The sequence below is a fragment of the Vibrio sp. B1ASS3 genome (assembly GCF_905175355.1).
Taxonomy (GTDB): Bacteria; Pseudomonadota; Gammaproteobacteria; order Enterobacterales; family Vibrionaceae; genus Vibrio; species Vibrio owensii.
On sequence record NZ_HG992742.1, the window covers coordinates 3,964,644 to 3,987,368 of the forward strand.

Annotated in this window: 17 protein-coding genes, 4 tRNA genes, 3 rRNA genes and 2 pseudogenes; 8 read left to right on the forward strand and 18 right to left on the reverse strand. The window is 46.7% G+C overall.

Annotated features, from left to right (window positions below; translation table 11 throughout):
• Nucleotides 1-26 precede the first annotated feature (26 nt).
• Nucleotides 27-278, forward strand: a complete 252-nt coding sequence (locus KJB05_RS17950; RefSeq protein ID WP_005427244.1) for an accessory factor UbiK family protein — start codon at nt 27-29, stop codon at nt 276-278.
• A gap of 524 nt (nt 279-802) precedes the next feature.
• Here the strand turns inward: KJB05_RS17950 and ilvC are convergent.
• Nucleotides 803-2,287, reverse strand: a complete 1,485-nt coding sequence (ilvC, locus tag KJB05_RS17955; RefSeq protein WP_005434660.1) for a ketol-acid reductoisomerase — start codon at nt 2,285-2,287, stop codon at nt 803-805.
• 142 nt (nt 2,288-2,429) lie between these two features.
• Here ilvC and ilvY point away from each other — a divergent pair, with 142 nt between their 5' ends.
• Nucleotides 2,430-3,320: an HTH-type transcriptional activator IlvY gene (gene ilvY / locus KJB05_RS17960; RefSeq protein WP_208446501.1), complete on the forward strand. Its 891-nt coding sequence runs from the start codon at nt 2,430-2,432 to the stop codon at nt 3,318-3,320.
• A gap of 61 nt (nt 3,321-3,381) precedes the next feature.
• Here ilvY and KJB05_RS17965 read toward each other — a convergent pair whose 3' ends face one another.
• The 8 genes from KJB05_RS17965 to KJB05_RS18000 all read right to left on the reverse strand — a co-directional run bounded on the left by KJB05_RS17965 (nt 3,382) and on the right by KJB05_RS18000 (nt 10,749).
• Entirely contained in the window at nt 3,382-4,575 is a 1,194-nt protein-coding gene (locus KJB05_RS17965) for an ISL3 family transposase (RefSeq protein ID WP_213053070.1), read from the reverse strand.
• A 721-nt stretch (nt 4,576-5,296) separates the two neighbouring features.
• A tRNA-Asp gene (locus KJB05_RS17970) sits at nt 5,297-5,373 on the reverse strand.
• 32 nt (nt 5,374-5,405) lie between these two features.
• Nucleotides 5,406-5,522, reverse strand: a 5S ribosomal RNA gene (gene rrf / locus KJB05_RS17975).
• An 89-nt stretch (nt 5,523-5,611) separates the two neighbouring features.
• Nucleotides 5,612-8,502 (reverse strand): 23S ribosomal RNA (locus tag KJB05_RS17980).
• Between the two features lie 346 nt (nt 8,503-8,848).
• Nucleotides 8,849-8,924 (reverse strand) — tRNA-Val (locus KJB05_RS17985).
• A 30-nt stretch (nt 8,925-8,954) separates the two neighbouring features.
• Nucleotides 8,955-9,030: transfer RNA gene (locus KJB05_RS17990), tRNA-Lys, on the reverse strand.
• A gap of 2 nt (nt 9,031-9,032) precedes the next feature.
• Nucleotides 9,033-9,108 (reverse strand) — tRNA-Glu (locus KJB05_RS17995).
• Nucleotides 9,109-9,197: 89 nt separating this feature from the next.
• Nucleotides 9,198-10,749 (reverse strand): 16S ribosomal RNA (locus tag KJB05_RS18000).
• The 16S, 23S and 5S rRNA genes sit together here with 4 tRNA genes alongside, the layout of an rRNA operon.
• Nucleotides 10,750-11,268: 519 nt before the next feature.
• Here KJB05_RS18000 and KJB05_RS18005 point away from each other — a divergent pair.
• Nucleotides 11,269-11,820, forward strand: a complete 552-nt coding sequence (locus KJB05_RS18005; RefSeq protein WP_208446459.1) for a gamma carbonic anhydrase family protein — start codon at nt 11,269-11,271, stop codon at nt 11,818-11,820.
• Nucleotides 11,821-11,834: 14 nt separating this feature from the next.
• On the opposite strand, the gene KJB05_RS18010 is transcribed toward KJB05_RS18005, so the two are convergent.
• From KJB05_RS18010 to KJB05_RS18025, 4 genes are all read right to left on the reverse strand, one after another.
• Nucleotides 11,835-12,098 carry a DUF1488 domain-containing protein gene (locus tag KJB05_RS18010; RefSeq protein ID WP_208446460.1) on the reverse strand — a complete coding sequence of 88 codons (264 nt, stop codon included), beginning with the start codon at nt 12,096-12,098 and terminating at the stop codon, nt 11,835-11,837.
• A gap of 3 nt (nt 12,099-12,101) precedes the next feature.
• Nucleotides 12,102-12,935: a shikimate dehydrogenase gene (gene aroE, locus KJB05_RS18015; protein WP_208446461.1), complete on the reverse strand. Its 834-nt coding sequence runs from the start codon at nt 12,933-12,935 to the stop codon at nt 12,102-12,104.
• Nucleotides 12,936-13,035: 100 nt separating this feature from the next.
• Nucleotides 13,036-13,953 carry an oxygen-dependent coproporphyrinogen oxidase gene (hemF, locus tag KJB05_RS18020; protein WP_045408333.1) on the reverse strand — a complete coding sequence of 306 codons (918 nt, stop codon included), beginning with the start codon at nt 13,951-13,953 and terminating at the stop codon, nt 13,036-13,038.
• A 34-nt stretch (nt 13,954-13,987) separates the two neighbouring features.
• On the reverse strand, nt 13,988-14,545 hold the full coding sequence (locus tag KJB05_RS18025; RefSeq protein WP_038896199.1) for an L-threonylcarbamoyladenylate synthase: 558 nt from the start codon (nt 14,543-14,545) through the stop codon (nt 13,988-13,990).
• A 200-nt stretch (nt 14,546-14,745) separates the two neighbouring features.
• Between KJB05_RS18025 and purE the strand changes: the two genes are divergently transcribed.
• Nucleotides 14,746-15,231 carry a 5-(carboxyamino)imidazole ribonucleotide mutase gene (gene purE / locus KJB05_RS18030; protein WP_005440742.1) on the forward strand — a complete coding sequence of 162 codons (486 nt, stop codon included), beginning with the start codon at nt 14,746-14,748 and terminating at the stop codon, nt 15,229-15,231.
• Between the two features lie 4 nt (nt 15,232-15,235).
• Entirely contained in the window at nt 15,236-16,369 is a 1,134-nt protein-coding gene (locus KJB05_RS18035) for a 5-(carboxyamino)imidazole ribonucleotide synthase (RefSeq protein WP_208446462.1), read from the forward strand.
• Nucleotides 16,370-16,433: 64 nt separating this feature from the next.
• On the opposite strand, the gene KJB05_RS18040 is transcribed toward KJB05_RS18035, so the two are convergent.
• Nucleotides 16,434-17,003 carry a topoisomerase DNA-binding C4 zinc finger domain-containing protein gene (locus KJB05_RS18040; protein ID WP_009708006.1) on the reverse strand — a complete coding sequence of 190 codons (570 nt, stop codon included), beginning with the start codon at nt 17,001-17,003 and terminating at the stop codon, nt 16,434-16,436.
• Between the two features lie 22 nt (nt 17,004-17,025).
• Nucleotides 17,026-17,343, reverse strand: a pseudogene (locus tag KJB05_RS18045) (DUF494 family protein); the annotation flags it as partial.
• Between the two features lie 106 nt (nt 17,344-17,449).
• On the opposite strand from KJB05_RS18045, the gene KJB05_RS18050 reads away from it, so the two are divergent.
• Nucleotides 17,450-18,658 carry an IS4-like element ISVsa5 family transposase gene (locus KJB05_RS18050; RefSeq protein WP_001352368.1) on the forward strand — a complete coding sequence of 403 codons (1,209 nt, stop codon included), beginning with the start codon at nt 17,450-17,452 and terminating at the stop codon, nt 18,656-18,658.
• Nucleotides 18,659-18,672: 14 nt separating this feature from the next.
• Here KJB05_RS18050 and KJB05_RS18055 read toward each other — a convergent pair.
• The 3 genes and pseudogenes from KJB05_RS18055 to KJB05_RS18065 all read right to left on the reverse strand — a co-directional run.
• Nucleotides 18,673-18,843: pseudogene (locus tag KJB05_RS18055) on the reverse strand (DUF494 family protein); the annotation flags it as partial.
• A 2-nt stretch (nt 18,844-18,845) separates the two neighbouring features.
• Nucleotides 18,846-19,955 (reverse strand): DNA-processing protein DprA, encoded by a 1,110-nt coding sequence (dprA, locus tag KJB05_RS18060; RefSeq protein ID WP_208445678.1) that lies wholly within the window; start codon nt 19,953-19,955, stop codon nt 18,846-18,848.
• Nucleotides 19,939-21,033, reverse strand: a complete 1,095-nt coding sequence (locus tag KJB05_RS18065) for a LysM peptidoglycan-binding domain-containing protein (protein ID WP_009708009.1) — start codon at nt 21,031-21,033, stop codon at nt 19,939-19,941. The genes dprA and KJB05_RS18065 overlap by 17 nt, the downstream gene beginning before the upstream one ends.
• Before the next feature lie 138 nt (nt 21,034-21,171).
• Between KJB05_RS18065 and def the strand changes: the two genes are divergently transcribed.
• Nucleotides 21,172-21,690 (forward strand): peptide deformylase, encoded by a 519-nt coding sequence (gene def / locus KJB05_RS18070; RefSeq protein WP_033006323.1) that lies wholly within the window; start codon nt 21,172-21,174, stop codon nt 21,688-21,690.
• A 33-nt stretch (nt 21,691-21,723) separates the two neighbouring features.
• Nucleotides 21,724-22,671: a methionyl-tRNA formyltransferase gene (gene fmt / locus KJB05_RS18075; protein WP_038896195.1), complete on the forward strand. Its 948-nt coding sequence runs from the start codon at nt 21,724-21,726 to the stop codon at nt 22,669-22,671.
• Nucleotides 22,672-22,725 lie beyond the last annotated feature (54 nt).

A 22,725-nucleotide genomic window follows, 5' to 3' on the forward strand; every position in this document is an offset into this window, starting at 1 on the left:
GCAAATCAAAAGGAGTTTTAGCCACTATGTTTGACCCAAAGAAATTAGAGCAAATCGCTAAACAAATTCACGAATCAATGCCACAGCCAGTAAAAGAGCTAGGCGCGGATGTTGATCAAAAAGTTCGCCAAGTAATCCAAGGTCAGCTAAACAAGCTAGACGTTGTTAGCCGTGAAGAATTCGACGTACAAACTCAAGTTCTACTACGTACACGTCAAAAGCTGACAGAGATGGAAAAGAAATTGGCTGAGCTTGAAGAAAAGCTAGCTGATAAATAAGCGAGAAGCGAGAAGCGAGAAGCGAGAAGCGAGAAGCGAGAAGCGAGAAGCGAGAAGCGAGAAGCGAGAAGCGAGAAGCGAGAAGCGAGAAGCGAGAAGCGAGAAGCGAGAAGCGAGAAGCGAGAAGCGAGAAGCGAGAAGCGAGAAAATATCACAAGGGTTGGCGTATGTACGTCAACCTTTGTTTTTAGGATTCAGGATTCAGGATTCAGGATTCAGGATTCAGGATTCAGGATTCAGGATTCAGGATTCAGGATTCAGGATTCAGGATTCACTTCAATTTTGTCTTCTTAAGGACAAATTCGGTCAACACTTACTGCACCTCAACTTCTTTCAATTCTATCCCAACGAACACTTCCGATTTTAACAGCGAAGCACTCCCACGGTTCAAAGGAAAAAGCCCATCTTCATAAAAACAAAAAGGCTTGGTCAACGGCGACCAAGCCTTTTAATTAGATGTTGTGTTTTATGTTGTATTTATTGACCCCAGTCTATCTGGAGTTCTTTACTAATTTATATAGAAATTAGCCGCCTACTGCGATGTTCTTCATATCAGTCATGTAACCACGTAGCTCTTCACCGATGTACTCTACTGGGTGGTTACGAATCGCTTCGTTTACTGCGATTAGCGTAGCGTTATCTACTTGGTTAGACGACTCGCCTAGGCCTTTACCGATTACGTCGGTGCTTACTGATGGCATGAACTTCTCACGTAGTAGCGGTGTTGCTACGTTAGCGAATAGGTAGTTACCGTACTCCGCTGTATCTGAAATTACCACGTTCATTTCGTACAGGCGCTTACGGGCAACTGTGTTTGCGATTAGCGGTAGCTCGTGTAGTGACTCGTAGTATGCAGATTCATCGATGATGCCTGATGCTGTCATTGCTTCGAACGCTAGCTCAACACCGGCACGAACCATAGCTACCAATAGAATGCCGTTGTCGAAGTACTCTTGCTCAGAGATTTCGATATCGCCTGCTGGGTAGTTTTCGAAAGCAGTTTCGCCCGTTTCTTCACGCCAGCCTAGTAGGTTTGCATCGTCGTTAGCCCAGTCAGCCATCATAGTGCTTGAGAATTCACCTGTGATGATGTCATCCATGTGCTTGTTGTATAGCGGACGCATTAGCTCTTTTAACTCTTCAGAAAGCTCAAATGCTTTTACTTTTGCTGGGTTTGATAGACGGTCCATCATGTGGGTGATACCACCAAACTTAAGTGCTTCAGTGATGGTTTCCCAACCATATTGTAGAAGTTTACCTGCGTAGCTTGGGTCGATGCCGTCAGCAACCATCTTCTCGTAAGAAACGATAGAACCAGCTTGTAGCATGCCACATAGGATAGTTTGCTCACCCATTAGGTCAGATTTAACTTCTGCTACGAATGAAGACTCTAGACAACCTGCGCGGTGACCACCTGTACCTGCAGCCCAAGCTTTCGCGATATCCCAACCTTCACCTTTTGGATCATTCTCTGGGTGAACCGCGATTAGTGTTGGTACACCGAAACCACGTTTGTACTCTTCACGCACTTCTGTACCTGGACACTTAGGCGCAACCATAACAACTGTTAGGTCTTTACGGATTTGCATGCCTTCTTCAACAACATTAAAACCGTGTGAGTAGCCCAGTGCTGCGCCTTCTTTCATTAACGGCATTACCGTTTCAACAACGTTCGTGTGTTGCTTGTCTGGTGTTAGGTTGATTACTAGGTCAGCTTCTGGGATTAGCGTTTCGTAGCTGCCTACTTCAAAGCCATTATCTTTTGCGTTTTTGAACGATTGACGTTGCTCGTCGATCGCAGCTTGGCGTAGAGCGTAAGCAACGTCTAGACCAGAGTCACGCATGTTCAGACCTTGGTTAAGGCCTTGAGCACCACAACCTACGATGACCACTTTCTTACCTTTTAGGTAATCTGCTTCTGATGCGAATTCTTCGCGGTCCATAAAGCGACAACGACCAAGTTGGTCCAATTGCTCACGCAAGTTTAGGGTATTGAAATAGTTAGCCATCTGGGTGCTCCTTAACATTCTTCCATAGAGGTCGGTACTTGTGTTACCGAATGAGTTCATACTAAAACAGACATTCTGTTGCTGAAAGTGATATATTCACAATTACTTATTGCAATAAATGCAACATGGAAGTGAAGATTTAATGAACATCAAAAGCCTGCAGTTATTCATTCATCTATGTGATAGTAAGAGCTTCGCCAAGACAGCTGCGTCAATGCATATCAGCCCTTCCGCACTGAGTCGGCAGATCCAGAAATTGGAAGAAGAAACACACCAACAGCTGTTCTTGCGTGATAACCGAAGTGTCGAATTAACGGTTCAAGGAAAGAAGCTGTTGCCTGTTGCACTAAAGATCTTGGGGGAATGGCAGCAATACCAAAGCTACGTCAAAGGAACAGAAGACGAGTTAAAAGGGGAGATACGTTTATTTTGCTCGGTAACGGCAAGTTACAGCCACCTCCCAGAACTTATTTCCGAATTCCGCATACAACACCCATTTATTGAGTTTAAGCTCTCCACTGGAGATCCCGCCCAAGCTATCGATAAGATTCTAGCGGATGAAGCAGATATCGCGATCTCTGCAAAGCCAGACCAACTCCCCGCTAAAGTTGCTTTTGAACCAATCAGCGAGATACCTCTATCGGTTATTGCTCCAGTTGGAGTCAGCAGCTTCGCTGAAGAGCTACAGAAAGAAACCCCAGATTGGTCAACGATCCCTTTTATTGTCCCAGAAGCAGGCACAGCAAGAGAAAGAGCGAATGTTTGGTTTAAGCAAATGAAGATCAAACCAAACATCTACGCACAAGTGGCAGGTCACGAAGCTATTGTCAGTATGGTGGCTTTAGGTTGTGGCATCGGTATCGCACCAGATGTGGTAATCAACAACAGCCCTGTCAGAGAGAAGATAAATCGACTCAAGGTTCTACCTATAAAACCATTTGAGCTCGGGGTCTGCTGCATCAAGAGCCAGCTAGAAAATCCATTAGTGAAAGCCCTATGGGAAGTCGCAGAAAGTAAGTATATCTCCCTGTAGATATACCTGACTCAAATAGGAATCTTAAGCCCGTTACACACGTAACGGGCTTTTTATTGGTTCATCGCGGCTTTCCGGGGAAAGCCGCTTTTATCTTTAAGAAGAAGTAATCAGTATCTCGATAGCCATATCCCATCCGCTTAATTAACTTTATCTTGTTATTTATCCCTTCAAGCGTACAGGTATTCAGCGGGTAGCTTGCTGAAGCAGTGATCCCATGAAGGTATGGACGGAGCTTTCGAGCGAACTCTTTGAGCGGCTTAATTCCACTCTCATTCACTTGTCCCAACCATACCTGCCACAGGTTTTTAGCCTGAAGTTCAGAGCCGCAACGCCATAGCTCTTTTAATTGCGCACCCAGTAAGTAGGTTGTCATCAAGTCCTGATTCATATTCAATATTTCTGTGAGGTAGCTTTCCTGTTGTGTATTTAAATTATCCTTATTTTTCAATAATACCCAGCGCGAACGCTTGACCCATTGCCTTGCTTTTTTATCCTGTTTTAGCTTATTGGCTTGGTCGACTCTGACTCTATCCATCACTTCACGACCGAACTTAGCAACAACGTGGAACAAGTCATAAACGACACGGGCATTTGGGCAATGCTCTTGGACTTCAAGGTCAAAAGCCGTATTCATATCCATTGCTACTGCTTCGATATTTTTTCCGTGCTCGCCTAATTGTTCAAAGAACGGTCGAATATCCTTGCGGCTACGACCTAGCCCTATCCAGATAACCTGATGACTTTTCGCATCTGCAATGACTGTCGCGTAACGGTGCCCTTTAAAAATGGCGAACTCGTCCATGACGAGTTGCCTTAATTCACCCCATTTAACTGGCGGTACTACCTGTTGAAGCCGACGTTTATCTATCTCTTTGATTGTGTGCCAATGAACACCAGTCACTTGGGCTATATGTTTGATTGGTAGCAGGGGCAACAACTGTTCTATATAGCTTCGTAGGCGGTTAGTGATACGAGCATAGGGTTCCAACCAAGATAGTTGTTCTGTTTTAATGCCGCAGTGGCTGCACTTGATGCGTCGGGTTTGAACGGACAGTTCAACGGGAGCTCCTAGCAGTGTGGCTTCCTTCACGTTACGCCATTGATACTCATGTATGGCTTGAGCTTTAAGCCCGCACGGACACCTAGCGATAGAGTTAGGTTTGAGAGTGAGCTTTATTAATGATGGCGTCTGATGAGACTTTACTATATGAAAGCCTTCCCAGAATGAAGATAGGAAAGTATGATTCGACATGAAAACGGTAGTTTGTGTAGGTTTTGTTTGGCGATAAAACTCTATCACTTACTACCGTTTTTGTTTTCAGTTCCCGCTTATCCGCGATGAACCTTTTTATTTACAGTAAACCTCGAAGGCAAAATATAGAACCGCACTTGAGAAGAGCTAACGTCACTAATCATATAACAAAGTTATTCTTAGCTAAGCAATCAGAATAAGTAAGCACTTACCTTGGTATGCTTTTTAGATTTAGAAAATGGACGCTGACAAAAGAGAAATAAGATCTTTATCTGACAGAGCAAACTTCGCAATAGAGACAGGGATCTGAGGATATCAGAAACGACAAAACCCAGTCAGAGGGCTGGGTTTCTATATAAGTAGCAGAGTGGCGTTCAAGGCTTGCATTCAATTGGACTCGCACACTTGCGAGGCTCATGCACCCATAGATGAATTGAATAGTTAGATACGAAAAAGCCTTAGCATTTCTGCCGGGACGCGCAGTTTAGGGCTTTGTCTTAATAAGTGGCGGAGAGGCCGGGGTTACGCTCAAAGCGGGACTCACTCCCTGAAATGGAACATCTTTGAGCTTTAAAACGACAAAACCCAGTCAGAAGACTGGGTTTCTAAATAAGTGGCAGAACGACTTGGCTTGCATTCAATCGAACTCGTTGGTCATAGACCAAATAATAGCGCAAACGAAAAAGCCCTAGCATTTCTGCTAGGGCTTTGTCTGAATAAGTGGCGGAGCGGACGGGACTCGAACCCGCGACCCCCGGCGTGACAGGCCGGTATTCTAACCAACTGAACTACCGCTCCGCACTGGTTAGACATTTAAGTCTAAATTTAAAGCCTGGCGATGTCCTACTCTCACATGGGGAAGCCCCACACTACCATCGGCGCTAATTCGTTTCACTTCTGAGTTCGGAATGGAAATCAGGTGGGTCCAAATCGCTATGGTCGCCAAGCAAATTCTTTAATTCGGAAAGCTGTTTTAAGTTCTATTTACACATTCAATGTTCTTACATTGAGTCCATCAAAACCCCTTGGGTGTTGTATGGTTAAGCCTCACGGGCAATTAGTACAGGTTAGCTCAACGCCTCACAACGCTTACACACCCTGCCTATCAACGTTCTAGTCTCGAACAACCCTTTAGGATACTTAAAGTATCAGGGAAGACTCATCTCAGGGCTCGCTTCCCGCTTAGATGCTTTCAGCGGTTATCGATTCCGAACTTAGCTACCGGGCAATGCGTCTGGCGACACAACCCGAACACCAGAGGTTCGTCCACTCCGGTCCTCTCGTACTAGGAGCAGCCCCCTTCAATCTTCCAACGCCCACGGCAGATAGGGACCGAACTGTCTCACGACGTTCTAAACCCAGCTCGCGTACCACTTTAAATGGCGAACAGCCATACCCTTGGGACCGACTTCAGCCCCAGGATGTGATGAGCCGACATCGAGGTGCCAAACACCGCCGTCGATATGAACTCTTGGGCGGTATCAGCCTGTTATCCCCGGAGTACCTTTTATCCGTTGAGCGATGGCCCTTCCATTCAGAACCACCGGATCACTATGACCTGCTTTCGCACCTGCTCGAATTGTCATTCTCGCAGTCAAGCGGGCTTATGCCATTGCACTAACCTCACGATGTCCAACCGTGATTAGCCCACCTTCGTGCTCCTCCGTTACTCTTTGGGAGGAGACCGCCCCAGTCAAACTACCCACCAGGCACTGTCCGCAACCCCGATTAGGGGTCGACGTTAGAACATCAACACTACAAGGGTGGTATTTCAAGGACGGCTCCACAAATACTGGCGTACTTGCTTCAAAGCCTCCCACCTATCCTACACATGTAGGGTCAATGTTCAGTGCCAAGCTGTAGTAAAGGTTCACGGGGTCTTTCCGTCTAGCCGCGGGTACACTGCATCTTCACAGCGATTTCAATTTCACTGAGTCTCGGGTGGAGACAGCGTGGCCATCATTACGCCATTCGTGCAGGTCGGAACTTACCCGACAAGGAATTTCGCTACCTTAGGACCGTTATAGTTACGGCCGCCGTTTACCGGGGCTTCGATCAAGAGCTTCGACCGAAGTCTAACCCCATCAATTAACCTTCCGGCACCGGGCAGGCGTCACACCGTATACGTCATCTTACGATTTTGCACAGTGCTGTGTTTTTAATAAACAGTTGCAGCCACCTGGTATCTGCGACTCTCGTCAGCTCCATCCGCAAGGGACTTCACCATCAAGAGCGTACCTTCTCCCGAAGTTACGGTACCATTTTGCCTAGTTCCTTCACCCGAGTTCTCTCAAGCGCCTTGGTATTCTCTACCCGACCACCTGTGTCGGTTTGGGGTACGATTCCTTACAATCTGAAGCTTAGAGGCTTTTCCTGGAAGCATGGCATCAATGACTTCACTACCGTAGTAGCTCGACGTCGTGTCTCAGCCTTAAGAGAAACCGGATTTACCTAATTTCTCAGCCTACGCACTTGAACCTGGACAACCGTCGCCAGGCCCACCTAGCCTTCTCCGTCCCCCCATCGCAATTGTAAGAAGTACGGGAATATTAACCCGTTTCCCATCGACTACGCCTTTCGGCCTCGCCTTAGGGGTCGACTTACCCTGCCCCGATTAACGTTGGACAGGAACCCTTGGTCTTCCGGCGAGGAGGTTTTTCACCCCCTTTATCGTTACTCATGTCAGCATTCGCACTTCTGATACGTCCAGCATGCGTTACCACACACCTTCAACCGCTTACAGAACGCTCCCCTACCCAATGCACTAAAGTGCATTGCCGCAGCTTCGGTTTACTACTTAGCCCCGTTACATCTTCCGCGCAGGCCGACTCGACCAGTGAGCTATTACGCTTTCTTTAAATGATGGCTGCTTCTAAGCCAACATCCTGGCTGTCTGAGCCTTCCCACATCGTTTCCCACTTAGTAGTAATTTGGGACCTTAGCTGGCGGTCTGGGTTGTTTCCCTCTCCACGACGGACGTTAGCACCCGCCGTGTGTCTCCCGGATAGTACTTACTGGTATTCGGAGTTTGCAAAGGGTTGGTAAGTCGGGATGACCCCCTAGCCTTAACAGTGCTCTACCCCCAGTAGTATTCGTCCGAGGCGCTACCTAAATAGCTTTCGGGGAGAACCAGCTATCTCCAGGTTTGATTGGCCTTTCACCCCTAGCCACAAGTCATCCGCTAATTTTTCAACATTAGTCGGTTCGGTCCTCCAATTGATGTTACTCAATCTTCAACCTGCCCATGGCTAGATCACCTGGTTTCGGGTCTATATCCAGCGACTGAGTCGCGCAGTTAACACTCGCTTTCGCTACGGCTCCCCTAGATGGTTAACCTTGCCACTGAATATAAGTCGCTGACCCATTATACAAAAGGTACGCAGTCACACCACGAAGGTGCTCCTACTGCTTGTACGTACACGGTTTCAGGTTCTATTTCACTCCCCTCACAGGGGTTCTTTTCGCCTTTCCCTCACGGTACTGGTTCACTATCGGTCAGTCAGTAGTATTTAGCCTTGGAGGATGGTCCCCCCATATTCAGACAGGATATCACGTGTCCCGCCCTACTCGATTTCACTTTATATGCGTTGCCGGTTACGGGGCTATCACCCTGTATCGCACAACTTTCCAGAAGTTTCACCTGACGCATAAAAAGCTTAAGGGCTAGTCCAATTTCGCTCGCCGCTACTTTCGGAATCTCGGTTGATTTCTTTTCCTCGGGGTACTTAGATGTTTCAGTTCCCCCGGTTCGCCTCGCTGCGCTATGTATTCACGCAGCGATACTTACTTATGTAAGTGGGTTTCCCCATTCGGAAATCCCAGACTCAAATGGTTTTTACTACCTAATCTGGGCTTATCGCAAGTTAATACGTCCTTCATCGCCTCTGACTGCCAAGGCATCCACCGTGTACGCTTAGTCACTTAACCATACAACCCGAAGGAGTTTCGAGTTGATGTTCAAATCACCAAAGTTGTCTCTCATTATTTGAATGAGCGAGAGACATTTCGATTTTGCCGGACTCAATTTCGAATAATCACTGTAAAAGTGATATTCCCAAGAACACTTGAATGTGTTTTTTGGTGCTTGTCTTAAAGACAAACATTGAGAACTTTACAAACAAACTTAAAAGTTTGTTTTGTCAGCTTTCCAAATTGTTAAAGAGCTAATCACTTCCTAAGAAGTCATTTTCTAAAGACTTTCAGAGTCGAAGATTCTAACCACGTACGTTTTACTGAAGTGGTTTGGAATTCCTATCCAAAAATACTTAGAGAATGGTGGGCGATACCGGGCTCGAACCAGTGACCCCCTGCTTGTAAGGCAGGTGCTCTCCCAACTGAGCTAATCGCCCACATAAGTTTTGATTCTTCGTGGAGAAGAATGGTGGGTCGTGCAGGATTCGAACCTGCGACCAATTGATTAAAAGTCAACTGCTCTACCAACTGAGCTAACGACCCAATGGTATCCCGTAGGGGAGTCGAACCCCTGTTACCGCCGTGAAAGGGCGGTGTCCTAGGCCTCTAGACGAACGGGACACTGGATTGAAGATATTGGGATATCTTCGTCTCTTTTACTTATAAACCGTATCAATCTGTGTGGACACTCATCGTGAGTAATCATCGTTTAAGGAGGTGATCCAGCGCCAGGTTCCCCTAGCGCTACCTTGTTACGACTTCACCCCAGTCATGAACCACAAAGTGGTAAGCGTCCTCCCGAAGGTTAAACTACCTACTTCTTTTGCAGCCCACTCCCATGGTGTGACGGGCGGTGTGTACAAGGCCCGGGAACGTATTCACCGTGGCATTCTGATCCACGATTACTAGCGATTCCGACTTCATGGAGTCGAGTTGCAGACTCCAATCCGGACTACGACGCACTTTTTGGGATTCGCTCACTATCGCTAGCTTGCTGCCCTCTGTATGCGCCATTGTAGCACGTGTGTAGCCCTACTCGTAAGGGCCATGATGACTTGACGTCGTCCCCACCTTCCTCCGGTTTATCACCGGCAGTCTCCCTGGAGTTCCCGACATTACTCGCTGGCAAACAAGGATAAGGGTTGCGCTCGTTGCGGGACTTAACCCAACATTTCACAACACGAGCTGACGACAGCCATGCAGCACCTGTCTCAGAGTTCCCGAAGGCACCAATCCATCTCTGGAAAGTTCTCTGGATGTCAAGAGTAGGTAAGGTTCTTCGCGTTGCATCGAATTAAACCACATGCTCCACCGCTTGTGCGGGCCCCCGTCAATTCATTTGAGTTTTAATCTTGCGACCGTACTCCCCAGGCGGTCTACTTAACGCGTTAGCTCCGAAAGCCACGGCTCAAGGCCACAACCTCCAAGTAGACATCGTTTACGGCGTGGACTACCAGGGTATCTAATCCTGTTTGCTCCCCACGCTTTCGCATCTGAGTGTCAGTATCTGTCCAGGGGGCCGCCTTCGCCACCGGTATTCCTTCAGATCTCTACGCATTTCACCGCTACACCTGAAATTCTACCCCCCTCTACAGTACTCTAGTCTGCCAGTTTCAAATGCTATTCCGAGGTTGAGCCCCGGGCTTTCACATCTGACTTAACAAACCACCTGCATGCGCTTTACGCCCAGTATTCCGATTAACGCTCGCACCCTCCGTATTACCGCGGCTGCTGGCACGGAGTTAGCCGGTGCTTCTTCTGTCGCTAACGTCAAATGATAGTGCTATTAACACTACCACCTTCCTCACGACTGAAAGTGCTTTACAACCCGAAGGCCTTCTTCACACACGCGGCATGGCTGCATCAGGCTTGCGCCCATTGTGCAATATTCCCCACTGCTGCCTCCCGTAGGAGTCTGGACCGTGTCTCAGTTCCAGTGTGGCTGATCATCCTCTCAGACCAGCTAGGGATCGTCGCCTTGGTGAGCCATTACCTCACCAACTAGCTAATCCCACCTAGGCATATCCTGACGCGAGAGGCCCGAAGGTCCCCCTCTTTGGCCCGTAGGCATTATGCGGTATTAGCCATCGTTTCCAATGGTTATCCCCCACATCAGGGCAATTTCCTAGGCATTACTCACCCGTCCGCCGCTCGACGCCGTTATCGTCCCCCGAAGGTTCAGATAACTCGTTTCCGCTCGACTTGCATGTGTTAGGCCTGCCGCCAGCGTTCAATCTGAGCCATGATCAAACTCTTCAATTTAAGATTTTGTCGGCTCAATGAATACTGAACATTACATAAGTAATGTTTGAATTGACTGTGCTGAATCTTTCGATTCAATGGTCACTTCGTTTCATTGAAACCTAATTTGATACCGCTTTCCGTTAAGAAAGAAATATCTAATTGGATTATCATCAACGAGTGCCCACACAGATTGATAGGTCTATATTGTTAAAGAGCTTTCCTATTGAGCTTTGCTCAAATCGGACGGCCATTTTAGCGAGTTAAAGTTTAGTGTCAATCACTTTTTTCAAACTTTTTTCAAGCGTTTCCGCTTGGCTAATTGGCTTGCTAACTTGGCTTCTTACTTTCGAAACCTAAGCTTCGAAGCATTGCCGTGTCAGCGAGGTGGCATTATAGAGATTGCGATCACATTGGCAAGCCCTTTTTCTCGTTTTTTTTGATTTTTTTATCGTTTGAATGTTTTTTATTCTAAAAGGCGAGTTTTTGCTACTCTTCTCACCAGATATCACCGTTATTAACGCTTTATAAGGAGTAAAGATGAGTTCAATGAGAAGTTATAAAGGTATACGTCCTCAGTTGGGCGAACGTGTATATGTCGACTCAACCTCTGTTTTAGTCGGTGATATCCGAATTGGCGATGATTCTAGTATCTGGCCATTGGTCGCAGCTCGTGGCGATGTAAACCATATCCATATTGGAGAGCGAACCAACATTCAAGATGGCAGCGTACTTCATGTAACTCATAAAAACGCAGAAAACCCCAAAGGCTACCCACTCATCATTGGTAATGATGTCACCATAGGTCACAAAGTGATGCTGCATGGCTGTGAGATCTATGATCGCGTATTAGTCGGTATGGGCGCTATTGTCTTAGACAACGTGGTGGTGGAATCAGATGTGATGATTGGTGCAGGAAGTTTGGTGCCACCAGGGAAGGTATTAGAAAGTGGCTATTTATATGTTGGAAGCCCTGTTAAGCAAGCTCGCCCTCTATCAGATAAAGAACGAGCTTTCTTGCAAAAGTCTGCCAACAACTATGTGCAGAACAAAAACGACTACATTAATGAAGTGGAAGACATCAGTGAGTAGTCAGAAGTCGTCAGTTAGTCGATGATGATATAGCCTTCTTCATCGAAGGCTTCATCTTCTATTAGCTCTTCGGCGATTTCTTCTAGATCGAATCGGTAATCAGTAAACACTTTAATTGCCGCTTGCTCAGTTTCAATCAGTGAACCACTGAGCTTTTCTAACTTTTGTTTTGTTACATAGCACTCAATCAACGCACCAGATTGCTGCGCAGCAAAATTTACCGATTGTGATGCTTGATCCCAAGACTGCATGTCAGGGAATAGGATAGATTGATTCATTGATTATTGACCTTCAAGGTTCTTTCTTAGTTCTCTGAGAATTTGTTTAGCACCAGGACGTAAGCCACGCCAGAGCATGAAGCTTTCTGCAGCCTGCCCAACTAGCATTCCAAGACCATCATACGCATGAGCGGCACCATTTTCTCTTGCCCATAAGTTAAAGCTCGTCACCCCTTTGCCGTAAATCATGTCATAGCTTGTACTGTTGGCGGCAAAGATAGAGGAAGAGATAGCAGGTAGTTCACCACTAAGAGAAGCAGAAGTAGAATTAATGATGACATCATACTCTTCATTAATACTATCCATCTCTTTGGCGACGATAGGACCGTGAGAGACAAACAACTCAGCAAGCTCCTGTGCTTTACTAAAGGTACGGTTGGTAATGGTTAAAGAAGCCGGCTTTTGATCAAGCAGTGGCTTAATAACACCACGAGCTGCACCACCAGCACCAATAATTAGGATTCGCGCACCTTCCAATACAACTTGGTGCTGAAGCAGATCTTGCACTAGACCTGCACCATCGGTGTTGTCACCAATGATTTCACCATCATCTAGCTTCTTGAGAGTGTTCACTGCGCCCGCCAACTGAGCACGCTCAGTCAGACGGCTAGCAAATTGATAAGCGTCTTCTTTAAATGGCATGGTAATGTTGCACCCCTTGCCACCTTCAGCAAAAAACACCTTCGCTGCGTCAATAAAGCCATCAACAGGCGCACTTTCTGCGGTATACACCAAAGACTGATTGGTTTGACGAGCAAACAAGGTGTGAATGAATGGCGACTTACTGTGTCCGATAGGGTTACCAAACACGGCATAGCGATCAATTTGCTGAGTCATTTCCTTACCTTTATTCCTTACTTATATAGAAAAAAACAGGGCCACCTGATTACAGATGACCCTATCACTATCTATCTATATAGAAAAGGAGATTCAGCGCCTACCACTCTCGGGGCGTTAGGTATTGCTCGTAAAGCTCTGCCTCTGGAGAACCAACTTGCGGCTCATAGCTGTATTCCCAACGCGCAAGTGGTGGCATTGACATAAGAATCGACTCGGTACGACCACCACTTTGCAAACCAAACAGAGTGCCACGGTCATACACTAGGTTGAACTCTACGTAACGGCCACGTCGGTACAGTTGGAACTCGCGCTCACGCTCACCGAATTCAATGTCTTTACGACGAGAAACGATCGGTAGGTAAGCTTGGCAGTATCCCTCGCCAACCGCTTTGATGTAGTCAAAGCACTTATCAAATTCCCATTGGTTTAGGTCATCAAAGAACAAGCCACCAACACCACGAGTTTCATTACGATGTGGTAGGAAGAAGTATTTGTCACACCATGCTTTGTGCTCTGCGTAAACGTCGTCACCAAATGGTGCACAAAGCTGTTTTGCTGTGTCGTGCCATGATTGGCAATCTTCTTCAAATGGATAGAAAGGCGTAAGGTCAAAACCACCACCAAACCACCAAATTGGGTCTTCACCGTCTTTCTCTGCAATAAAGAAGCGGACATTGGCGTGTGAAGTCGGTACGTAAGGGTTTTTAGGGTGAATAACCAAAGAAACCCCCATCGCTTCAAAACGACGACCCGCTAGCTCTGGACGATGTGCTGTCGCTGATGCTGGCATTTCATTACCTTCTACATGAGAGAAGTTCACTCCTCCTTGCTCGAAGATATGACCATCGCGCAATACGCGAGTACGGCCACCGCCACCAAGACGCTCTCCTTTTTCACGTTGCCAAGCATCTTCGACAAAGACGGCCTTTCCATCTTCTTGTTCTAGTTGCTGACAAATGGAATCCTGAAGTGACATCAAGAACTGCTTTACGGCGTGCTTATCGATTGCTGACATACGTGTAGTACCTATTGATTGCTGACTAGCAGGGTTAGCCCTGTCTTAATATTTGCGAGGTTTTAGCATCACGGATTTCACTAGGCTTGTCACGACCGCTGGTTTCACCACGTAAGATCGCCACAAGTCGGTCACCTAACTGTTCTTCGACTTCTTTCGTCGTCATACAAGGAGGCAGACCTGTAAGATTCGCGCTGGTAGAGGTTAGCGGCTTTCCGAATGCATTACACATCTTTTGTACTAAAGGATGATCAGTCACACGAACTGCAATCGAATCAAATTGACCCGACACCCAGTGAGAGACTTTGTCACTCGCAGGCATGATCCAAGTGTATGGTCCTGGCCAAGTTGCGTGGACTTTATCTAACTGATCTTGAGTCAACTGAGATTCATCAACATAAGGCAAAAGCTGCTCATAGCTAGCCGCAATAAGAATAAGCCCCTTCTCTACTGGGCGCTGCTTTAGCTCTAGCAACTTTTGAATCGCTTCCGGGTTATCTGGATCACAGCCGACACCAAATACGCCTTCTGTTGGATAGGCAATCACTTCGCCTTTTTGTAGTGCTTCAAGCACCTGTTCAAAGTTATCCACCAATTACTTCCTGATAGTCTTATCTGTTGTGTTTGCACTAAGTGTACAAATATTCATTCTCAGAGACTAAATCAATTTGTTTATAAAATGTATCAATACCATTTACAAACACACGCAAACGTTTGCTTGAGGTAAAAATCCCCGTATAATGCGCACAAATTTATCAGCTCACCTAATTTTGCAGCTTGAAGGAGTTTGAGATGAAAGTCGGTATCATCATGGGTTCTAAATCAGATTGGCCAACCATGAAACTAGCAGCAGACATGCTGGATCAATTTGGCGTGTCTTACGAAACAAAGGTGGTGTCAGCTCACCGTACTCCTCAATTGTTGGCTGATTACGCAAGCAGCGCGAAAGAACGTGGCATTAAAGTCATCATTGCGGGTGCTGGCGGTGCCGCTCACCTACCAGGCATGGCAGCAGCGTTTACCAGCGTACCTGTACTTGGCGTTCCAGTTCAGTCTCGTGCACTGAAAGGCATGGATTCACTGCTTTCTATCGTACAAATGCCAAAGGGTATTGCGGTTGGTACATTGGCGATTGGCGAAGCAGGCGCAGCAAACGCTGGCATCCTAGCAGCTCAAATCCTTGGTACACATGATGAAGCGATCATGGCAAAAGTCGAAGCGTTCCGTAACGAACAAACGGAAACCGTATTGGCGAACCCAAACCCTGCTGAGGATTAATCAGATGCATGTACTGGTTCTTGGTGCGGGTCAACTAGCTCGTATGATGTCTCTGGCTGGTGCGCCACTGAATATTCAAATCTCAGCTTACGATGTGGGCAGCGGTAACATCGTTCATCCACTGACTCAGCACGTACTAGGCAACGGCTTAGAGAATGCAATTGAACAAGTCGACGTCATTACTGCTGAGTTCGAGCATATCCCACATGATGTGCTCGATGTTTGCGAAGCGAGCGGTAAGTTCTTACCAAGTACGCAAGCCATCAAAGCAGGTGGTGATCGCCGTGTTGAAAAGGCATTACTTGATGATGCTGGCGTGCGTAACGCGAAATACTACGTCATCGAAACTCGTGAAGACTTTGACCGCGCAATTGAACACGTTGGTATGCCAATGGTTCTGAAAAGTGCATTAGGTGGTTACGATGGTAAAGGCCAGTGGCGCTTAAAAGAAACTTCTCAAGTCGAAGACATTTGGACTGAGATGGCAGAGTGCATTGCCGCAACACCAACTCAAGCGATTGTTGCTGAGGAATTTGTCCCTTTTAACCGCGAAGTTTCACTGGTTGGTGCTCGCGGTAAAGATGGCAGCGTTGAAGTGTACCCTCTGGCAGAGAACGTCCATACCAATGGAGTATTGAGCCTTTCTACTGCAATTGATGCACCAGAGTTGCAAGAGCAAGCAAAACAGATGTTCACGGCCGTTGCCAACAACTTGAATTACGTTGGTGTGCTAGCGCTGGAGTTCTTCGATGTTGATGGTACTTTGCTAGTTAATGAAATCGCACCACGCGTACACAACTCTGGTCACTGGACCCAACAGGGTGCAGAAACTTGTCAGTTTGAGAACCACCTACGCGCCGTGTGTGGCATGCCTTTGGGTAGCACTAAGCTGGTTCGTGAAACCTCAATGATTAATATTCTTGGTGAAGACACACTACCAGAAGCATTGCTAGCGATGGATGGTTGCCACATTCATTGGTACGGCAAAGAAAAACGTACGGGTCGCAAGATGGGTCACATCAACGTATGTGGTGACTACACTGGCGAACTTAATCGCAAGCTTTGTGCATTAGCAGATGTTTTGGATGAACAGGCTTTCCCTGCCGTACATGAATTTGCCAAGCAGTGGCAAGCCTAGAAAAGCAGCGGGATAAATAACAAAAGGGTCGCATGATGCGACTCTTTTTAATTCGTACTGAAGGTTATTGTGATTGAGTATGCTGGCACTTACGGCTCGCGCATTGCAGTTTAACTCCGCTGGCCAGTTTCTTTTCGACCAGTAAGGTAAATCCACATTCCTCGCAGCGGCCTCTTACAGGCGGCAAGTTCACCGCAAACTTGCACTTCGGATAGTTATCACACGCGTAGAATGTTTTACCAAATCGGGTTTTACGCTCAACCAAATGTCCTTTGCCACATTCAGGGCAAGCGTGTTGCTCTTTCGCTTGCTGCTCTGGCTCAGGTTGGTTAATCGACTCAATATGATGGCATGCTGGGTAATGGCTACAACCAACGAACATACCGTAGCGCCCTTGGCGGAGTACCAATTCATTGCCACACTCAGGGCAAGGCACACCCAACTCTTTCACGATGTGACCGTCATTGCTGTGTAGCGGCTTAATGTAATCGCAACTTGGGTATTGGCTACAACCTAAAAAAGGACCGTGTTTACCGTGCTTAAGCGACACTTCCCCACCGCATTTAGGGCAAGGTTCGCGCTCAAGCGCATGCTCGTGTGCCGAGAAAAGGTTGTGATCGATTTTACTACTCATACTCACCGCTCAAGCGAAGATATTAATGAAGAATACCTTGTTCCTTGGTGTACAGCAGCTCTTCCATCAGCGTGTAGGCGTTTTCGTTGCCTGGAACATTAAACAGCACCATAAGAATGATCCATTTGAGGTCCTCAAGCTCAAACTCATTGGTTTCAAGCCCCATTACACGGTCGATAACCATCTCACGCGTTTCGGTGGTCAGAACATTGATTTGCTCTAGGAACAACAAGAACCCACGACATTCGAGGTCCAGTCGCTGCATTTCTGAAGCGGTATAGATACGTGTCGATGCCGATGCAATGCAGGTTGAAATGGCTGAATGTTCATCGCTTTGTTCTGATGAATCCCCTAATGATTTTTATCAAAATCATTAAGTTAAGGTAGATACACATCTTGTCATATGATCAAATGGTTTCGCCAAAAATCAATAATCAGACAACAAAATGTGCGAACTCGATATTTTACACGACTCTCTTTACCAATTCTGCCCCGAATTACACTTAAAACGACTCAACAGCTTAACGTTGGCTTGCCACGCCTTACTTGACTGTAAAACTCTCACTCTTACCGAACTTGGCCGTAACCTGCCAACCAAAGCGAGAACAAAACATAACATCAAACGAATCGACCGATTGTTAGGTAATCGTCACCTCCACAAAGAGCGACTCGCTGTATACCGTTGGCATGCTAGCTTTATCTGTTCGGGCAATACGATGCCCATTGTACTTGTTGACTGGTCTGATATCCGTGAGCAAAAACGGCTTATGGTATTGCGAGCTTCAGTCGCACTACACGGTCGTTCTGTTACTCTTTATGAGAAAGCGTTCCCGCTTTCAGAGCAATGTTCAAAGAAAGCTCATGACCAATTTCTAGCCGACCTTGCGAGCATTCTACCGAGTAACACCACACCGCTCATTGTCAGTGATGCTGGCTTTAAAGTGCCATGGTATAAATCCGTTGAGAAGCTGGGTTGGTACTGGTTAAGTCGAGTAAGAGGAAAAGTACAATATGCAGACCTAGGAGCGGAAAACTGGAAACCTATCAGCAACTTACATGATATGTCATCTAGTCACTCAAAGACTTTAGGCTATAAGAGGCTGACTAAAAGCAATCCAATCTCATGCCAAATTCTATTGTATAAATCTCGCTCTAAAGGCCGAAAAAATCAGCGCTCGACACGGACTCATTGTCACCACCCGTCACCTAAAATCTACTCAGCGTCGGCAAAGGAGCCATGGATTCTAGCAACTAACTTACCTGTTGAAATTCGAACACCCAAACAACTTGTTAATATCTATTCGAAGCGAATGCAGATTGAAGAAACCTTCCGAGACTTGAAAAGTCCTGCCTACGGACTAGGCCTACGCCATAGCCGAACGAGCAGCTCAGAGCGTTTTGATATCATGCTGCTAATCGCCCTGATGCTTCAACTAACATGTTGGCTTGCGGGCGTTCATGCTCAGAAACAAGGTTGGGACAAGCACTTCCAGGCTAACACAGTCAGAAATCGAAACGTACTCTCAACAGTTCGCTTAGGCATGGAAGTTTTGCGGCATTCTGGCTACACAATAACAAGGGAAGACTCACTCGTGGCTGCAACCCTGCTTACTCAAAATCTATTCACACATGGTTACGTTTTGGGGAAATTATGAGGGGATCTCTCAGCGCTTTGTTGCAATGCCGCCAGCTCTTCTAACCAGACAAGGGCTTTGTAGATGTCTTTTTGCTGGAAGCCTGCACGAAGCAATTCATCTTCCAATTCGTCTTGTTCGACTTGTAACTCTGCATCGCTATGGATGTAGGTTTCGAATAGATACATAAGTATATCCATCATCATAGCTAGCCCCTCCCCTTTCGAATATAGCCACCGGATACTGCAACAACATGCCCTGAAAGCTCAAGCTCTAAGAGCTGCATCATGACTTCTTGGACAGGTATATTGGTCCTGCTTGCAAGAATATCAACTGGTGTAGCCTCATTTCCTACGTTAGCTAACAGCTGAGGAAATGGCAATTCTTCTTCATCAATTGGCGCAGAAAATAAATCTAAGCTCTGATTAATAGACCAGTCGAGTAAAGACTGTATTTCATTCAGCACCTCTTGAGTATTTTGTACGAGGCAAGCCCCGTTACGAATCAATTGATTACCACCACTGGCGTTAGGAGCATTAATCGAAGCTGGCAGAGCGAAAACTTCTCGACCTTGCTCAAGGGCATAGCGAGCAGTGATTAAGGAACCACTTTTTTCAGCCGCTTCCACCACCAAAACACCCAGCGACAAACCACTGATAATTCGATTACGACGTGGGAAGTTTTCTGCGCGAGGTTTAGCATCAGGACGAAACTCAGAGACAAGCGCACCATTTTCCATCACTCGCTGCGCCAAACCTCGGTGTCTTGCTGGGTACACTTGTTCCAACCCAGAACCAAGCACTGCGATGGTTTTACCGCCAGCTAAAAGCGCGCCATCATGAGCATGACCATCAATACCTAATGCTAAACCACTGGTGACGATCAGATCGTGTTGTACCAAGTCTGATGCAAAGCTTCTTGCATGTTGTAGTCCATCCACGCTGGCATTACGACTGCCAACCATGGCTATTTGTGGCTGAGACAAGCAGCTCGCGTCTCCCTTTACGAATAATAAAGGAGGCGGTGCGACGGTTTGTTTGAGAAGTGGCGGATACAAAGCATCCGCCAAAGTAAGAATATGATGATGAGAAGATGCAGCAGCCCAAGTCAGACAAGCATCGACTTCTTTATCGACCTTCGACCACGCTTGCAGTTGTTTCGCCGTTAAACCTAAAAGCTGAAGCTGCTCCGTGGAATATTGGACAATATTACTCGGCGTGTCTTTGCTCAGTAGCTTACTCAGCTTGACCCCGCCAATACCTGGCAAGCAACTCAGCTTTAACCAGGCGGCGAGATCCGTATCATTGTGTGGTTTCATTGGTGGTCGGTTCCTCTACCAGAGGAGAAACCACAGATACCTCTTTATTGATTGGTTTGGTGCTATTGGTGATCAGAGCAAGGCTGAAATATTCATAAGGGCGAATCACGAGTAATTCACCAACTTTACTCTGTGGCAAAGTGATCTTGGAGTCGAGAAAACCGTTGTCCTTGGCAAAGTCATCACCATCTTTATAAACAGGATGCGCATCTTCTTTAAGATCGAACACACTGCCTTGGCGAAGTTCGTCCGATGTGCCTTTATCGATCACAACCACTTGGTTGGTCGAGCTAAAGCGAATGCCTTCAATATTCCCCAATAACTTAGCAGAACTGCCTTGCGGCGAAGGTAATGGATAGAAGGTGGCCGTGAAATCCCCGTTTTCTAATGCTTGAACCGGCAAAGCAATATCATTACGGATAATCTCTTGCAGTTGAGTGGTGATTTTCAGTCCTGAAAATTCGTCTGACGCCTCGATCAACTCACCTTTGGCAATCAAACGCAATGCCGTGATTTGTTGTGATACATCATCTCGAGAGAAGGTTTCCACTGGTCGATATATTGCCCAATCTGTCCATGCTTGCTTGCCACTGATGTACAACGTGTCTTCTGCAGTCAGGTATTTACTGCCTTTACTGCTGCCCATCACCTTCGCTGCGTTTTCTAATGTCTCATCATCCACTAAGCGATCGGATTTTAAGTACGGCATCACCAAACCTTCGGCTACGGTAGGTACCGCTTTCTTTTCAGTGATGCGAGCTTTAGGGCTGAGTTTTTTGACGGGTTTTAAGCTCAAGACTGGCTGGCCGTTAATCCACACCAGCGATAACTTGTCTCCCGGATAAATCAGGTGCGGGTTATCGATCTCTGGATTGACTTGCCACAAACGAGGCCACAACCAAGGGCTATCAAGGTACATCGCTGAAATATCCCAAAGCGTATCACCTTTGACCACAACGTAAGTTTTAGGTGCATCATCTTTAACGGTAAGTGGTTGGGAGTCCGTATTTGCTACAACATTGAAAGAGAAAAGTAACGGCAACGTAATACGAGAAACGTTGCGGAAAATTCGATTCATGACCCTCGTCCTTGGTCTATTAGGCAGTTACCAGAATGGAAATTGGTATCAGGATGCTGTCATTTAGGTCATAAAATGTCTAGAATTGAGCCAACAAGGTTTGTGCTGTTACGGCACAGTTCAATATTTCGAGTGAATATGTCTGTATTACAAGTATTAACATTCCCAGATGATCGCCTGCGTACCGTTGCAAAACCTGTAGAAGAGGTGACACCTGAGATTCAAAAAATCGTCGATGACATGATTGAAACCATGTACGACGAAGAAGGTATTGGCCTTGCGGCAACGCAGGTTGATGTCCACAAACGTATCGTAGTTATCGATATTTCAGAGACTCGCGATGAGCCGATGGTGCTTATCAACCCAGAGATTCTGGAAAAGCGTGGCGAAGACGGCATCGAAGAAGGCTGTCTATCGGTACCAGGTGCTCGCGCACTTGTGCCTCGCGCTGCTGAAGTTACGGTTAAAGCCCTAGATCGCGACGGCAAAGAATACACATTTGACGCTGACGATCTGCTAGCAATCTGCGTTCAACACGAACTAGACCACCTAATGGGTAAACTGTTCGTTGATTACCTATCGCCACTTAAGCGTAAGCGTATTCAAGACAAACTAGCGAAAATCAAACGCTTTAACGAGAAACAGCAAAACGCTTAATCTCGATACAATTTAATTAGAAGGAAGCCTACCTTGAGTCAGTCTTTACGTATTGTCTTTGCAGGTACTCCGGATTTCGCCGCCCGTCACTTGGCGGCGTTGTTGTCTTCGGAGCACGAAGTAATTGCGGTATACACTCAACCAGACCGCCCAGCAGGTCGTGGTAAGAAGCTTACTGCCAGTCCAGTGAAAACCATCGCGCTTGAGCACGACATTCCGGTATACCAACCAGAAAACTTCAAATCAGATGAAGCCAAGCAAGAGCTTGCTGATCTGAACGCCGACATCATGGTGGTTGTGGCTTACGGTCTATTGCTTCCACAAGTCGTGCTAGATACGCCTAAATTGGGCTGTATTAACGTGCACGGTTCGATTCTTCCTCGCTGGCGTGGTGCAGCTCCTATCCAACGCTCAATTTGGGCTGGTGATGCAGAAACAGGTGTAACCATCATGCAGATGGACATTGGCTTGGATACAGGTGACATGCTGAAAATCGCAACATTGCCAATTGAAGCAAGTGACACCAGCGCATCTATGTACGAAAAACTTGCAGGCTTAGGCCCTGATGCTCTGATTGACTGCCTAGCAGACATCGCAACAGGTAAAGCTGAACCAGTGAAGCAAGATGACGAGCTTGCAAACTACGCGAAGAAACTGAGCAAAGAAGAAGCACGCATTAATTGGAATGACGACGCGGCACACATCGAGCGTTGCGTTCGCGCATTCAACCCATGGCCCATGAGCCACTTTGAAGCGGCTGAAAACAGCATCAAAGTATGGCAAAGCCGTGTGGCGGAACAAACCAGTGACAAGCCAGCGGGCACTATTGTGCAAGCAGATAAAACCGGCATTTATGTTGCGACAGGCAATGGCACACTGGTACTGGAACAACTGCAAGTTCCGGGTAAAAAAGCCATGTCAGTTCAAGATATTTTGAACTCACGTGCATCTTGGTTTGAAGTTGGCACCCAACTGGTTTAAAAAGCCAGACAATAGTGTCAAAGACCAATAATACGAACTTTTAGAGGGCAGAGA